This window comes from Weizmannia agrestimuris, from assembly GCF_943193165.1.
Taxonomy (GTDB): Bacteria; Bacillota; Bacilli; order Bacillales; family Bacillaceae_C; genus Weizmannia; species Weizmannia faecalis.
The window spans coordinates 191,704-205,590 of the sequence record NZ_CALPDC010000001.1 but is presented as its reverse complement, the minus strand read 5'-3'; the positions used below and the strand labels follow the sequence as shown (position 1 = coordinate 205,590).

The following is a 13,887-nucleotide window of genomic DNA, read 5'->3' as shown; positions in this document are numbered from 1 at the left end:
CGATATCATTTGTAGCGCCTTACCGTTTCAGGTAAACTGATGACGAAGAAACTGAAAGAAAGAAGGAGGGAATGCTTTGGCTGAAAACAGACCATTCAATCGGTTAATCCATGAAAAATCGCCTTATTTGCTGCAACACGCCCGTAATCCGGTTGACTGGTATCCGTGGAGCGAAGACGCTTTTGCGAAAGCGAAGCGGGAAAACAAGCCGGTTTTTGTTTCCATTGGCTATTCAACCTGCCACTGGTGCCATGTGATGGAACGGGAGTCTTTTGAAAATGAAGAGGTAGCGCGGATCCTGAATGAGAAATTTGTGGCGATTAAGGTGGACAGGGAAGAGCGGCCGGATATTGATGCTATCTATATGCTTGTTTGCCAAATGATGACTGGGCAGGGCGGCTGGCCGTTGAGTGTATTTTTGACGCCGGAGAGGGTTCCTTTTTATGCGGGAACCTATTTTCCGCGGGAAAGCCGGTATGGGATGCCCGGTTTTAAAGAAGTGTTGCTTTATTTATCCCAACAATATACCGAAAATCCGGACCGTATCAAGGATGTAGGGGTACAAGTCAAACAGGCGCTCGAGGCAAGCCGGGAAAAAGGGAAACAAACGGCTTTAACAAAAGAAACGATTGGGCGCGCTTTTCAAGCTTACAAACAAGGTTTTGATCCCCGCTACGGCGGTTTTGGAAAGGCGCCGAAATTTCCAATGCCGCATTCACTCGTATTTTTACTGATGTATGCCAAATTTTATGAAAACCGGGATGCGCTTAGGATGGCAACCAAAACATTGGACGGGCTGGCGCGCGGGGGAATTTATGACCATATTGGTTACGGTTTTTCCCGCTATTCCGTTGATGAAAAATTTTTGGTGCCACATTTTGAAAAAATGCTTTATGACAATGCGCTGCTTGTGCTGGCCTATACCGATGCTTTCCGGATGACGAAAAATGCCCAGTACAAAAAAATAACGGAAGAAATCATCACGTATGTGCTGCGTGATATGGCCCATCCGGATGGCGGGTTCTATTCCGCGGAAGATGCCGACTCAGAAGGTAAGGAAGGAAAGTTTTATGTGTGGACGCCTGCAGAAGTAAAAGATGTGCTGGGGGAACAGTTGGGCACGCTCTTTTGCCAGGCATACGGCATTACCGGGCAGGGAAATTTCGAAGGAAAAAATATCCCGAACCAGATTACAACGCATTTAGAATCAATTGCAAAAAAAGAAGGGATTTCTCCCGCGGCGCTCGCAGAAAAATTAGAAACGGCACGGCAAAGCTTGTTTCAACACCGGGAAAAGCGGGTACGCCCGTTCCGCGATGATAAAATTTTAACGGCATGGAACGGCTTAATGATTGCAGTGCTCGCAAAAGCAGGGCGTGTTTTTCATCAACCATCCTATGTGCAGGCTGCAGAAAAAGCGGTTTCTTTTATCAGGGACAACTTGATTCAAAATGACCGTGTAATGGTGAGATACCGCGATGGCGAAGTAAAGAATAAAGGTTTTATAGACGAATATGCCTTTCTCCTGTGGGGATATATGGAACTGTACGAATCCACTTTCGCCCCTTTTTATTTGGCGGAAGCAAAAAAACTGGCCGGCAATATGATCGATTTATTTTGGGATGGTCATGGAGGAGGCTTTTTCTTTAGCGGAAACGACGATGAACCATTGCTCGTCAGGCAAAAGGAGTCTTATGACGGGGCACTGCCTTCCGGGAACAGTGTCGCAGCCTGCCAGTTGTTAAGGCTTTCGAAACTGACTGGGGATTTTACGTTGGAAGAAAAAGTCCAGCAATTGTTTCAGGTCTTCAGCAAGGATATCCATGATGAACCCACTGCCCACGCCATGATGCTGCAGGCAGGGATGCACGCACAGCAGGCAACAAAAGAAGTCGTGATCGTGATGGATGATGAAACAAAAGAAGTTGTTGATTTCATTAACCATATACAGAAGAACTTCTACCCTGGCATTTCCGTCATGGTGGTAAAAAGGCGTGAACAGGCGAAACTTTCCAAAATCGCTTCCTTTATTGAAGATTATGCCATGATAAACGGACAACCAACCATTTATGTCTGTGAAAACTTCAGCTGCAATCAACCGACAAATGATTTTCAAACTGCCATGGATTTGCTCTTTAAAAAATGATTTATGCATGGAAGGTGGATGCCTTCCTTTTTTTATTACATACGGGGAGCAGAAAATGAACAGTTGCCCGGAACTATGATGATGCTGCTCCGTTTGCTTTGCTAGGATAATCCCTTTTTGAAATACGCACCATTTTCTGATTGCCGTTAAATCTATCTTCTTGCATTTTCCATTCATCTTCTTTCTTCCAATTTTTTATATCAAAAAAACATGTTTACACATTATAAATTTTTGATATAATAAAAGCGACCAAACCTATGAAGGAGGCAATATCATGTTTACGAGTGCGAATGTAACAGTTACGGTAGCGGATTTAAAAAAAACCGTTCAATTTTACACCGAAACCCTTGGATTGAAGCTGCAGGGCGAAATGGACGATCATTTTGTACAGATCGAAGCACCGGGATTGACGATTGGGCTCCTGCATCTTACCGGAGAGCGGAATGCCCAATCGGCAAAATCAGAAAGCATGTCGATTGGATTTGTGGTGCAGGATTTAGAGGCAGCCATCAAGACATTGAAATCCCATGGTGTTAAATTCCATGATTATGTTGAAGGGAAGGCAGCCCAGGTCGTACACTTCAATGACCCTGACGGCAATACCCTTTACTTAGTATCTGATCATTAAAAAAGAGGCGGCTTTCAAATGTCATCCATGCCAACTTGGCAGCCGCCAGACAGGTTAAGCGGAATCCCGGCGCTTCCCGCTGCACCATCTTCCCACAATTATATGGCGAGAGTCTGTTTGTTGGATATTCATGGTTCAGCATCCCTTGTTCCATAAAAAGGAAGTTAGACGGAAAGGAGACGTTCGCTTGAACGAATTGTTCATACTTGGCGAATTGATGAACAACCCGATGCACGGCTATTTGCTGCATCAAATTTTGAACGCAATTGTGGGCCCCACACGAAAAATCAGCTGGGGGGCGCTTTATCCACTCATTCACAGCATGCTTGCAGACGGTCTGATCGAGCAGGTCCCCGAAGAACAACCGGAGGGCGCTCGGCGGGGAAAAGGAAAAAAGAAAAAGATTTACAAACTTACAGATGAAGGTAGAATCCGGTTTTTCCGGCTGATGGAAGAACCGATTCCATACTCACCGGATTATGAACTGCATTTTTATATGAAGCTGAAAAATTTTGGTCTGGTCAGTGAGGAAGTGCAGTTTTTAATTTTGCATCAATATAAAGATTACTTGCGTTATGAAATCCGCCATGAGGAAGAACGGTTGGTTTATGCGGGAGGGGATAAACGGATTCCCAAGGAAGAACAGCAGTATATCCTGACCTTTTTCCGGCACCGGTTAGAAAAGCTCCGTTTTGACGAAAAGTGGGTATTACAATTAATCCATCAACATCGTGAGAATAGACAAGGGCTTGAATAAAGTGTGAAAACGGAAAGCTGGACATACTTGTGCAAACCCATAAGAAATCCGGAATGATGCATTCACAATATTCTTTTTGCACGGCACAACAAACAACCCCCGGTTGATTCACCGGGGGTTGTTTGTTTTATTTATTCTTTTTGGCTGAATCCGGAATGGAGGTTTCAGGCAACCCACTCATATCCGTCTGGTCAAAGGAATAATCGTACTTGTTCCGGTTCACCGGCGTAAAACCTTTTGGTGTGTAGAAACGGAGCAGGTCGTCGTACACCACTTTATCAGACAGATTCAGCATCTCTTTTGCAATCTTTTCATCATTTTTGCCAAGTTTTGGATTGACTTTTTCACCGGTCGCATTGTCGTAAAGCGTTCCGGATACTTGCGTGAACTTATTGGTGACAAAATCGCCGTTACGGAACGGAACGACTTGGCGATGCTGGCTGGACAAAAGATCAGACCCGAACTGGATGTAGTCTTTTGTATCAACGCCAAGCAAATGCATCACCGTCGGCATTACATCGACTTCACCGCCGTACGTATGCTTGATCCCGCCTTTTACGCCCGGAACATGGATAAACAGCGGCACCCTTTGCAGCTGCGCGTTCAAATATGGCGTAATTTCAGGGACACCGAGCACTTTCGCCATTGCCGCATTGTGATTTTCCGAAATGCCGTAATGGTCGCCGTACATGACAATCACGGTATGGTCATAAAGCCCGGATTCCTTCAAATAGGTAAAGAACTGCTGCATCGCTTCATCCAGATAATGGGCGGTTTGGAAATAGTTATCAACGGTTTTATCACCGAAATTGCCTTTCGGGAAGTCAGCATCCTCTTCATCCAATGGAAACGGGAAGTGGTTTGAAAGCGTAATAAACTTCGTATAGAAAGGCTGCGGCAATTTGGTCAAATACTGCATCGATTCATTAAACCAAGGTTTGTCCTTCATCCCGTAGTTTAACGTATTTTTGTCGCTCATATCGTAATACTTGGCGTCAAAGAAACGGTCATAGCCGAACGATTTGTACATTTCGTCACGGTTCCAGAAAGTCTTATAGTTTCCGTGGAAAACAGCCGATGTATAGCCTTTCTGGCCAAGAATGGCAGGTGCTGCCTGGTACGTATTTTGTGCTTTCGTCGTAAATACAGACCCCGTCGGCAGCGGGAACAGCGAGTTTTCCATCATAAACTCGGCATCAGACGTTTTCCCCTGGCCTGTCTGGTGGAAAAAGTTATCGAAATAAAAGGTGTTTTTATCCTTTGTCAGCGAGTTTAAAAACGGTGTGACTTCTTTGCCGTCCAATTTGTAATTGATCAAAAAGTTCTGGAACGACTCAAGTGAAACGTAAATGACATTCATACCCTTTGCCGCGCCGAAATATTTGCTGTCCGGCTCGGTATAGTTCGCTTTCACATAGTTTTCCACATCGCTCACGTCACTGCTGTCAGCCATCGCCCGCTGTGCAGACGATTTTGTTGTCTGGATCGCATCATAAAGCGTGTAATTGTACATACCGAGATATTTCACGATATAGCTACGGTCAAAAGTCCGCGTTAAAAGCTGCGGGCGGTCCGCTTCGGCAAGGCCGAGATTAAAAATGAAAAATGCAATCGCGGCAATCATCAGCCCGGCAAGCGAGCGGCGGTTGATTTTCCCTGCGTTGGCCCTGACGGTTTTCGTTGCAATCAAGGCAATGAGGATGATCGTATCAAAAAAGTAAAAAATATCATAAGGCTTCATTAATGCAGCTGCACTCCCGCCGAGGTCGCCGAAGTTTTTCGTCTGCGACAAAACCGGCAGCGTAATGAAGTCATTGAAGAAACGGTAATAGCATACATTCGCGTACAGCAAAACAGACAAAAGCACGTCAATCACAGTCATTGCAATGATCCGGCCGCGTCCCTTAAAGAAAAGCGCAAGCGCAAAGAAGAACAGTGCCGAGCTGATGGGATTGATGGCAAGCAAAAATTTCTGCATGCCGTTTTGCAGATCCAGATTGAATTCCGCTTTATAGACAATATAAGTTTTTACCCAGAACAATAAAACCATGAGAAAGTACAGGGCGTATTTTTTATTTAGCAAACTTTTAATCTGGTTAAACGAGATCTTCATTCAGTATTCCCTCCCAATTGCCAAACTCTCCGGCAACAATTTCAGGACGCTTCATTTATTCATACCAACATATTGTAATACAATTTTAAAAAAAAGCAAGCGCTCATCAACGGCTTTTCCAGCCCCTGGGCAGCCCTTTCCGGCCAAGCGGGGCTGTCCGCGCCGGAATTCCGCATACCCACCGCCAAATATTTTTATTTCCACCATATTTTATTACAATTTCAATTTTCTTTCAAACAAGTTCAACGCAAGCGCAGATAAAATGACCCAAACAAGGCCGGCCGCATATCCTCCGGCAACGTCGCTCGGGTAGTGGACCCCTAAATAGATGCGGCTAATGCCGATGGCAAGCACCAATAAAAGGGCAAACAGCGTCCCCGCGACCTTCACCCACCGGCGTTTCGCAATGCGGAACAGGATCAATACGAGGCAGCCGTATAAAATCATGGATCCCATCGAATGCCCGCTTGGGAAGCTGTAACCCGTTTCCTGGACGACACGCATAATATCGGGACGCTGGCGCTTGAATATGTATTTTAATATGGTGTTAAAAACCCCGGCTCCAAGCGCGACAGATACAGCGAGATAAAGGCTTAGTGTACGGTATTTTTTGATCCAGAGCACAAGGGAAAGAAAGAGGGTGACCGCCGCCGCCCCTTTTACAGATCCGAGAAAGGTAACAGCCAGCATCACGCTCGTTAGCCGGCCGGAAATATTCCCCTGGACAAATGAGATAATCGGAAGGTCAAAATGCCGGATCTCCGCCTGGTTGAAGTGACCGGCGATTTCAAAAAAAATCCAGGTGCAGAAGGAAAGCACCAGTAAAACGAACAGCCATTGCACAATCGTCTGCCTTTTCATCATCAACCTCCAATATGAAATAATTTACCATATTGGAGGCTTTCCGGCAAATTTTCCGGCATTCCCCGTGCTATCCGGTACCGCCCGGTTTTTACGCTTCTTTTGCCTTTGTTTTGGCCGCTTTTTTTGGTTTTTTTGCCGGTTTTTTTGCCGGCTTTGCCCTGTCGATGGAAGCCTGGAGCGCCGCCATCAGGTCGGTCACATTGTTTTCCGGTTCTTTTACTTTTGCCGTGACGAGTTTTTTTCCGGTCCGTTTCGATTCAATTAAAGCCATCAGGTTTGACCGGTATGCATCCGTATATTTTTCAGGCTCAAACGATGTCGTTAACTGATCAATCAGCAAAATTGCCGTCTCAATTTCTTTTTTCGAGACTTCATCATCTTGCGGCACATTCGGAACGTCAGATGCTTTCCGGACTTCATCCGGGTAATGGATCGTTTCCATCAAAAGCGTGTTTGCATACACGCGGATAACGGCGAGCTGCTCCTTTGAACGCATAACAATCCGGGCAAGTCCGACTTTCTCTGATTCGGTCAACGCTTTCCGCAACAAGCCGTAAGCTTTTACGCCCCCTTCATTCGGGGACATGTAATAACTCCGGTTAAAATAGACCGGGTCGATCTCCCGCATATCAAGAAAATCCATAATTTCCACTGCTTTTTCTTCTGTCTGTTTGCGCAGTTCTTCCAGTTCTTCCTCTTCCAATACGACAAACTTTCCTTTCGCGATTTCGTATCCTTTTACGATTTCTTTTGCGTCCAATTCTTCCTCGCACACCGGACAAACCTTTTCATACCGGATCGGGGAATGGCATTTTTTATGAAGGGAACGCAATTTGATATCTTTATCTTCCGTTGCGGCATGCAGTTTAATCGGGATATTGACGAGTCCGAAACTGATCGTGCCTTTCCACATCGTATGCATGAATGAAACGCCTCGCTTTTTGAAGATAATATATGTACGAATCCACCCCGCTATGTACTTCAACTTTTGGAAAAAGAAAGGGTGCTCGAAATGAAACCGATGTTGCCGGTTTTAAAATGGTCTCTGCCAGATACAGGAAAGTGGGTATACGAAATTAAATATGACGGTTATCGCGCGATCCTCGACTGGACAGAAGACGGCATGCGGTTATGGAGCCGCAACGAAAAAGATTTGCTGCCCCGGTTTCCGGAAATCCGCACCTTTTTGCAAACGCTTGAAGGCCGTGTAAAAGGGCAGCTTCCGTTACGGCTTGACGGCGAACTTGTGCTGCTTGAAAATCCGTATAAAGCTGGCTTTGGGGAGCTGCAACGCCGCGGGCGGATGAAAGCTGAAGCAGCTGCAGAGCAGGCGAAAATGCGCCCCGCCCATTATCTCGTATTTGATTTGCTCATGCTTGGTGGAGAGGATATGGCCGGCAAACCGTATTTGCAGCGAAAAAAAGCATTGGAAAACTTATGTGAAACGCTCGCGCTGCCGCTCTCCCCCGCCCCGGGCGAAACGGCACGGGTTCAGCAAATCCCGTTCACCCGTGACGCATCCGTCTTAAAAGAGACGGTGAAAAATTTTAACAGTGAAGGCATTGTCGCAAAACAAACGGACAGCAAGTGGGAAGCGGGAAAACGAGTTGAAACATGGATAAAAGTGAAAAATTGGAAGACAGCCGCCTGCTTTATTACGGCTTACGACGAGAAAAACGGGTATTTCGATGTCGCAGTGTTTAAAGATGGCGACATTTTTCCAATCGGCCAGTTTCTTTTCAGCATGAATCCGGACGAAAAACAAATCCTCACAGAAGCGGTCAGGAAAAATGCCACAAACAATGAAAACGGCGTCTACACGATCGATCCTTCGATTTGCGTCGAGATATTTTATTTGGAATGGGACGGCGCCAATCTGCGGGAACCGCATTTCCACCGCTTCCGCTTTGACCTTTCGCCGGATGCCTGCACGTTTGAAGATTTCAGGCTCCGTAACGCCGCCATTCCGGAAGAAGTGGAAGTGACGCATCCGGATAAACCGCTATGGAAAAAGCGCCATGTGACAAAGCTCGACTTTCTTGCCTATATGCGGGAAATTTCTCCTTTTATGCTGCCGTTTCTTTCGGACAGGCTTTTGACCGTCATCCGTTACCCGCACGGCGTCTTCGGCGAGGCATTTTACCAGAAAAACTGCCCCGATTATGCGCCCGCTTTTGTGGATACGGCTATGCATGAAGACATCCGGTATATTGTCTGCAACCATTTAAAAACACTGATGTGGCTCGCAAACCAGCTAGCGGTGGAATACCATATCCCGTTTCAGACCGTAAACAGCCGTTTCGTCAGTGAGATTGTATTTGATTTTGACCCCCCTTCCCGGGATGCGTTTCAACTTGCAGTAGAAGCGGCTTTGCTGTTAAAACAGGTGACGGATGCCCTTCATTTGGAGAGCTTTGTCAAAATTTCTGGAAATAAAGGGCTGCAAGTCTACATTCCATTGCCGGACAGGCAGTTCTCATGGGAAGATACAAGGCTGTTCACGGAATTTATGGCTGCTTATTTCATTTCGAAATCGCCTGAACATTTTACAATCGAACGGATGAAGAAAAAACGGGGCGGAAAATTATATGTTGATTTCGTCCAGCATGCGGAAGGAAAAACGATCATTGCACCTTATTCGATGCGCGGGCATGAGGATGCGCTTGTGGCGGCGCCGCTTTTCTGGGAAGAAGTAAACGCGTCGCTTTCGCCGTATGACTTTACTATTGAAACGGTCCTTTCGCGTGTGAACCGGTACGGCTGCCCGTTTGCGCGATTCTTTGCCTGCAAAAGCGGCCAGCCTTTTGCCCCGGTACTTGCATTTTTAAAGCAGAACAAAGGGCGCCCCATATAGTTTGGCGCAGCTTTCCAATCGAAAAAAATACGCCTCCCTTTTACAGGAGACGAAAATTTTAAGCCAATGCTTTCTCTACCGTTTCTTTTGCATGGGTTTCGAGCTTTTGATACAGCTTCTGTTCGCCGAAATCCTTTTTTTCTGCAATCCGGAACTGTTCCGGGTGCCCATCGTCAAAAGAAACAGCGGTTTCGTATAAATAGGTGGCATTACCGATCAGGTCAATCGTGTATGCCGGTTCCCCTTCTTTTTCAATTTTTTGGACAAAGCACCGTACTTTACCGCCATTATTGAACACGTCGATCATTTCACCGAACGGGCGCAATCTTAACAGGCAGGCCACAAGGCTTGAAGCGGACATCGCCGTTCCGCACGCATTTGTAAAACCGACGCCGCGTTCAAACGTGCGGACGTATAAGCCATTTTCACCAATCGGTTTGGCAAAGCTGACATTCACGCCGTCCGGAAAGATATCATTTGGTCCGTTCACATACTCGGACAATGTTTTTTGCGTATCAGACCGGAATCCTTCATTTTCGACAAAGGCGATCAGATGCGGATTCGGCACCGCAACTGCTGTAAACGACAAATCTTCCGACAAGGCCTTAACCGGTTCATTGATGAGCACTTCTTTATCAATATGCATCGGCAGTTTGTTCAAGTCAAAGGAGACAGGCGAGATTTCGACCCGGAACGTTGGGATGCCGTCCAATAGGGGCTCTGCTTTGCGGGCATATAGATTTGCTTTCATCGTTTCAATTAACAGATCGTCTTTCCCGCGTTTTTCGGATACGTACCGCGCAACACAGCGCAGGCCGTTCCCGCACATGGACGCCTCGGAACCGTCCGCATTGAATACCCGCATTTTTGCGTCTGCCTGCTGGCTTTCCGACACAAAGAGCAGGCCGTCCGCCCCGAGCCCGGCATCGCGCCGGCAAAATGACAGAGCCATTTTTTTGCGGATGTCGTCCGTTAATGGCGCAGAGATTTCCGTTTCATCGATCAGCAAAAAATCGTTGCCTGAGCCGTGGCATTTAATCAGTTTCACATGCATGATGGATTTCCTCTCTTTTTCTTTCTTTATTCTTACAAAAATTGTATCATTTCTTCTTTTTTTTTACACGAAATATTTATTATGCCTGTAAAAAAAGGCGAGCAGTGCGATGACGAGTACTTCGTCTTCTTCCGTCCCCCGTATAAAAGTAAGTACCGGTGCATTAAGCGGAAACTTCTGCTGCCAGCTTACCGGCATCACGCCGCGTGACACCACTGCTAAAAGTTGTTCGTCCCGGTAAAATTCCAAATCATGGTTTCCATTTTTCCGGATCGCACAAGTCCGGCTGCCGTTTTCAAATATCATTTCTTTTCCCTTTGCTCTTTTTAATGAAAAGAACCGTTCATATGCCGGAAACCAGATGCTGATTTCCCAATTTTGCCGTTTGCGGACCGTGGCGCTAAATGTGGCGCCCGCTCCCCGTTCAAGGCGGAAATACCGGATTTGTTGTCTGAAAGCTTTTTCCTCAAGCAGCCACCCTAAGCGGCCGCTTCCATCATAAAGCTGCACCGAGAGTTTTGCACCGGGCGGAAACTGGATCAAGTACTGCCCGCTGTCCGCTTGTCTTTCTTCCTCCCCTTTTTCTCCGGATATGTTTTCTTCTATCTTTTGATAGTAGAAATAGCGCGCAGCAAAGTAGAGAATGAACAGCCAGACGGCCAAAATCAGCCAGTTGAACATGCCGCCGCGCCCGATATACATCAGCGTGAGACAAAATGCGGAAAGGCCGCATGCAAGAATAACGGTTTGACACAGGTACATGTGAGACAACGTCGAATAGGTTTTTTTCAGCTCCATACAGACTCTCCCGTTTTTGTCTGGTCACTCTATTATATGAGACTTTTTATAAATCATGATGGTTTTACGGGTTTGCAAATCTTTCGCCGGGCATTTCCATCTTCATGGCAGGCTATCCATGGCGGCCCGAAAAATGAATATGTTATAATTTTTTGGAGTCCGTGGAAAAGTTGGGGGAATGAACATGAAACAAACCTTTACCTTAAAAGAAAAAATCGCACAGCTTTGGCATTTATTTCTGCCGATTCTCATCACCCAGCTTGCGATGCTGCTCATGAATTTTTTCGATACAACGATGTCCGGCCATTTTTCCAAAGCCGATCTGGCCGGTGTTGCGATCGGCGCATCCCTCTGGTTCCCCGTTTCAACCGGGCTTGGAACGGTTTTACAGGCGGTTACCCCGATCATTTCCCATTTGATCGGCAGCAAAAACACGGATGAAATCCCCCGTACATTTATCCAGAGCCTTTACGTCGCCGTCTGTATGGCCGTACTGGTGCTGTTTGCAGGCGGGCTGGTGATTGGGCCGGTCCTTGGCCGGATGGATTTAGCGCCGCATGTGGAGAGGGTCGCGCATCGGTTTTTATTTGCCCTGTCTTTCGGGCTGATTCCGTTGTTCTGTTACCAGGTTTGCCGCTCGCTGATTGATGCAACCGGGCTGACAAAAATATCAATGTTGATCACACTGTTGGCGCTGCCCATCAATATTGGATTGAATGTTCTGTTCATCTTCGGGCATGCCGGATTTCCGCAGCTTGGCGGGGCAGGTGCCGGCGTTGCGAGTGCCATCACCTACTGGCTTATCTTGTTGATTGCAATCCTTGTGCTTATGCGTTTGCCACGTTTTGCTGAAATGCGGCTGTTCCGCACGTTTTACCCGGTTTCGTTCCGCAGCTGGAAAGCGCTGTTGGCGCTTGGGATCCCGATGGGGTTGTCGACTTTTTTTGAATCAAGCATTTTTTCGGTTGTGACATTGTTCATGAGCAAATTTGGCACTGACACAATCGCTTCCCATCAGGCCGCCATGAATTTTGAATCGCTTTTGTACATGCTTCCGCTCAGCATTTCGCTTGCAATGACGATTCTTGTCAGTTTTGAAGCAGGGGCCGGAAGATTTCAAGACGCCCGCCAGTACAGCACAATCGGGCTTATAACCGCTGTTGTGATCGCCACCTTGACCGGGCTGTTGCTCTACTTATTCCATGAACAAGTTGCAGCGTTTTACAGTGATGATCCGGCTGTCATCCGGTTAACCGGACATTTTTTGCTGTATGCCATCTTTTTCCAATGGTCAGATGCGGTTCAGGCGCCGGTGCAAGGTGCGCTTCGAGGGTATAAAGATGTCCGGATTACGACCATTATGACGTTTGTTTCATATTGGGTTATTGGGCTTCCGCTCGGATATTTGCTGGATGCCGTCACCGCCCTCGGCCCGTTTGCCTACTGGATCGGACTGATCACAGGCCTTGCTGTAGGTGCGGTAACACTTTTAGGGCGCTTGCATTATATCCAGCAAAAAGCCGGAGATTTGCTGAAAAAGAATGGATAAGGTTTGGCGCAAGCGGGGCTTATCCGGCAGATGGACCAGCGTACAGGAAAGTGGACCCGTTTTCCGTAAGTGACGTTTCAAAAAGTGCGCACAAAAAAGCAGCCCCGTAAAAGAGGCTGCGATAAGCAATTTATTTTCCAATAAATTCTTGTGTCCAGTAATGGCCGTTTTCAACATAGCCCACGCCGATATGGGTAAAGTTTTTATTTAAAATATTCGCTCTGTGGCCTTCGCTGTTCATCCATGCATTCATGACTTCCTGCGGTGTTTGCTGGCCCATTGCGATGTTTTCACCGGCATATTGATACGAGATCCCGAATTGCTTCATCATATCGAACGGAGAGCCGTAAGTCGGGCTTGTATGGTCAAAATATTGATGGGTTGCCATATCATTCGATTTGACGCGCGCCATTTTGCTCAAAACCGTATCGATTTTCAGCGCGCCAAGGCCGTTTTTCGCCCGTTCTTCGTTTACAAGGGTCACCACTTGTTTTTCATAGGCGTTTAACGTGTTGGCAGCCTGTGACTGCGTGCCGCCTGCCGGTTGCGTTGAAGTTTGTTTTGATGCCGATTGCTTTGGTGCTGCTGTTTGTTCCGGTGCCGATTGCTTTGGTGCTGCCGTTGTCTGGTTCGTTTTGCCTGCGTTGTTTGAAGCCGTTTGATTGGTTGCCGGTTTAAAAGAAAAACGGATGTTATGCTGCTTTAACCAGTTCTCCAATTCCTGCATGCTATGAAACTTGTATTCATGTTGAACAACCGTTTTCGGGCTGCAGTTTGTTTCGTTTGAGGCTGCCCCCGCCTTGCCGGAAACTGCCGGTGCAAGGATCAGTGCAAGTGCTGCTGCTGTTGTGAACATGGCCTTTTTCATCAATGATGTCCTCCCTCGTTTTCGTTGGTTTCTCTCTCGTACACAATAGAATCATAACATACGATTTTTGTAATATTTCTGGGAGAAAATAGAACAAGCAGCAAAGCAGGGGCCTGCTTGCAAACTGAAAATGAAAAAGCCAGCTGTATCAAAGGTTCCCATGCATCGTGCGAATTTCCTATCATTTCACACATTGGCACCGTCTTTTTAAATATCCAAAAGATGGAAGGATTTCGGGGTTGACAAGGCGGAAAAA

The 13,887-nt window shown here is 46.7% G+C and carries 11 protein-coding genes; 5 read left to right on the top strand and 6 right to left on the bottom strand.

Going from position 1 to position 13,887, the window contains the following annotated elements; all coding sequences use genetic code 11:
- Positions 1–76 precede the first annotated feature (76 nt).
- From NFR98_RS01000 to NFR98_RS00990, 3 genes are all read left to right on the top strand, one after another.
- Positions 77–2,146 carry a thioredoxin domain-containing protein gene (locus NFR98_RS01000; protein ID WP_251459525.1) on the top strand — a complete coding sequence of 690 codons (2,070 nt, stop codon included), beginning with the start codon at positions 77–79 and terminating at the stop codon, positions 2,144–2,146.
- A gap of 274 nt (positions 2,147–2,420) precedes the next feature.
- Positions 2,421–2,774, top strand: a complete 354-nt coding sequence (locus NFR98_RS00995; RefSeq protein WP_014098439.1) for a VOC family protein — start codon at positions 2,421–2,423, stop codon at positions 2,772–2,774.
- A gap of 187 nt (positions 2,775–2,961) precedes the next feature.
- Complete coding sequence (locus NFR98_RS00990; RefSeq protein ID WP_014098440.1) at positions 2,962–3,531, top strand: PadR family transcriptional regulator; 570 nt, start codon at positions 2,962–2,964, stop codon at positions 3,529–3,531.
- 127 nt (positions 3,532–3,658) lie between these two features.
- Here the strand turns inward: NFR98_RS00990 and ltaS are convergent, their stop codons facing one another.
- From ltaS to ku, 3 genes are all read right to left on the bottom strand, one after another.
- A complete protein-coding gene (ltaS, locus tag NFR98_RS00985; RefSeq protein ID WP_014098441.1) occupies positions 3,659–5,644 on the bottom strand; it encodes a lipoteichoic acid synthase in 1,986 nt (661 codons plus the stop codon).
- A 213-nt stretch (positions 5,645–5,857) separates the two neighbouring features.
- The gene (locus NFR98_RS00980) at positions 5,858–6,505 is read right to left on the bottom strand and encodes a phosphatase PAP2 family protein (RefSeq protein WP_017550793.1); all 648 of its coding nucleotides are present in this window, start codon (positions 6,503–6,505) and stop codon (positions 5,858–5,860) included.
- A gap of 91 nt (positions 6,506–6,596) precedes the next feature.
- Complete coding sequence (gene ku, locus NFR98_RS00975; protein ID WP_251459524.1) at positions 6,597–7,430, bottom strand: non-homologous end joining protein Ku; 834 nt, start codon at positions 7,428–7,430, stop codon at positions 6,597–6,599.
- A gap of 90 nt (positions 7,431–7,520) precedes the next feature.
- On the opposite strand from ku, the gene NFR98_RS00970 reads away from it, so the two are divergent.
- On the top strand, positions 7,521–9,362 hold the full coding sequence (locus NFR98_RS00970) for a DNA ligase D (protein WP_061577826.1): 1,842 nt from the start codon (positions 7,521–7,523) through the stop codon (positions 9,360–9,362).
- Between the two features lie 58 nt (positions 9,363–9,420).
- Here NFR98_RS00970 and dapF read toward each other — a convergent pair whose 3' ends face one another.
- Positions 9,421–10,416, bottom strand: a complete 996-nt coding sequence (dapF, locus tag NFR98_RS00965) for a diaminopimelate epimerase (RefSeq protein ID WP_014098447.1) — start codon at positions 10,414–10,416, stop codon at positions 9,421–9,423.
- A gap of 63 nt (positions 10,417–10,479) precedes the next feature.
- Positions 10,480–11,214 carry a hypothetical protein gene (locus NFR98_RS00960; RefSeq protein WP_251459523.1) on the bottom strand — a complete coding sequence of 245 codons (735 nt, stop codon included), beginning with the start codon at positions 11,212–11,214 and terminating at the stop codon, positions 10,480–10,482.
- Positions 11,215–11,398: 184 nt separating this feature from the next.
- Here NFR98_RS00960 and NFR98_RS00955 point away from each other — a divergent pair, with 184 nt between their 5' ends.
- Complete coding sequence (locus tag NFR98_RS00955) at positions 11,399–12,763, top strand: MATE family efflux transporter (protein WP_017550790.1); 1,365 nt, start codon at positions 11,399–11,401, stop codon at positions 12,761–12,763.
- Positions 12,764–12,893: 130 nt separating this feature from the next.
- Here the strand turns inward: NFR98_RS00955 and NFR98_RS00950 are convergent, their stop codons facing one another.
- Positions 12,894–13,631, bottom strand: a complete 738-nt coding sequence (locus tag NFR98_RS00950) for a CAP domain-containing protein (protein ID WP_110133981.1) — start codon at positions 13,629–13,631, stop codon at positions 12,894–12,896.
- Positions 13,632–13,887 lie beyond the last annotated feature (256 nt).

Excerpts from the sequence above, each read along its gene's own strand:
- NFR98_RS00995 (WP_014098439.1), top strand. The coding sequence starts at position 2,421 with ATGTTTACGAGTGCGAATGTAACAGTTACGGTAGCGGATTTAAAAAAA.
- ltaS (WP_014098441.1), bottom strand. The coding sequence starts at position 5,644 with ATGAAGATCTCGTTTAACCAGATTAAAAGTTTGCTAAATAAAAAATAC.
- NFR98_RS00980 (WP_017550793.1), bottom strand. The coding sequence starts at position 6,505 with ATGAAAAGGCAGACGATTGTGCAATGGCTGTTCGTTTTACTGGTGCTT.
- ku (WP_251459524.1), bottom strand. The coding sequence starts at position 7,430 with ATGCATACGATGTGGAAAGGCACGATCAGTTTCGGACTCGTCAATATC.
- NFR98_RS00970 (WP_061577826.1), top strand. The coding sequence starts at position 7,521 with ATGAAACCGATGTTGCCGGTTTTAAAATGGTCTCTGCCAGATACAGGA.
- dapF (WP_014098447.1), bottom strand. The coding sequence starts at position 10,416 with ATGCATGTGAAACTGATTAAATGCCACGGCTCAGGCAACGATTTTTTG.
- NFR98_RS00960 (WP_251459523.1), bottom strand. The coding sequence starts at position 11,214 with ATGGAGCTGAAAAAAACCTATTCGACGTTGTCTCACATGTACCTGTGT.
- NFR98_RS00955 (WP_017550790.1), top strand. The coding sequence starts at position 11,399 with ATGAAACAAACCTTTACCTTAAAAGAAAAAATCGCACAGCTTTGGCAT.
- NFR98_RS00950 (WP_110133981.1), bottom strand. The coding sequence starts at position 13,631 with ATGAAAAAGGCCATGTTCACAACAGCAGCAGCACTTGCACTGATCCTT.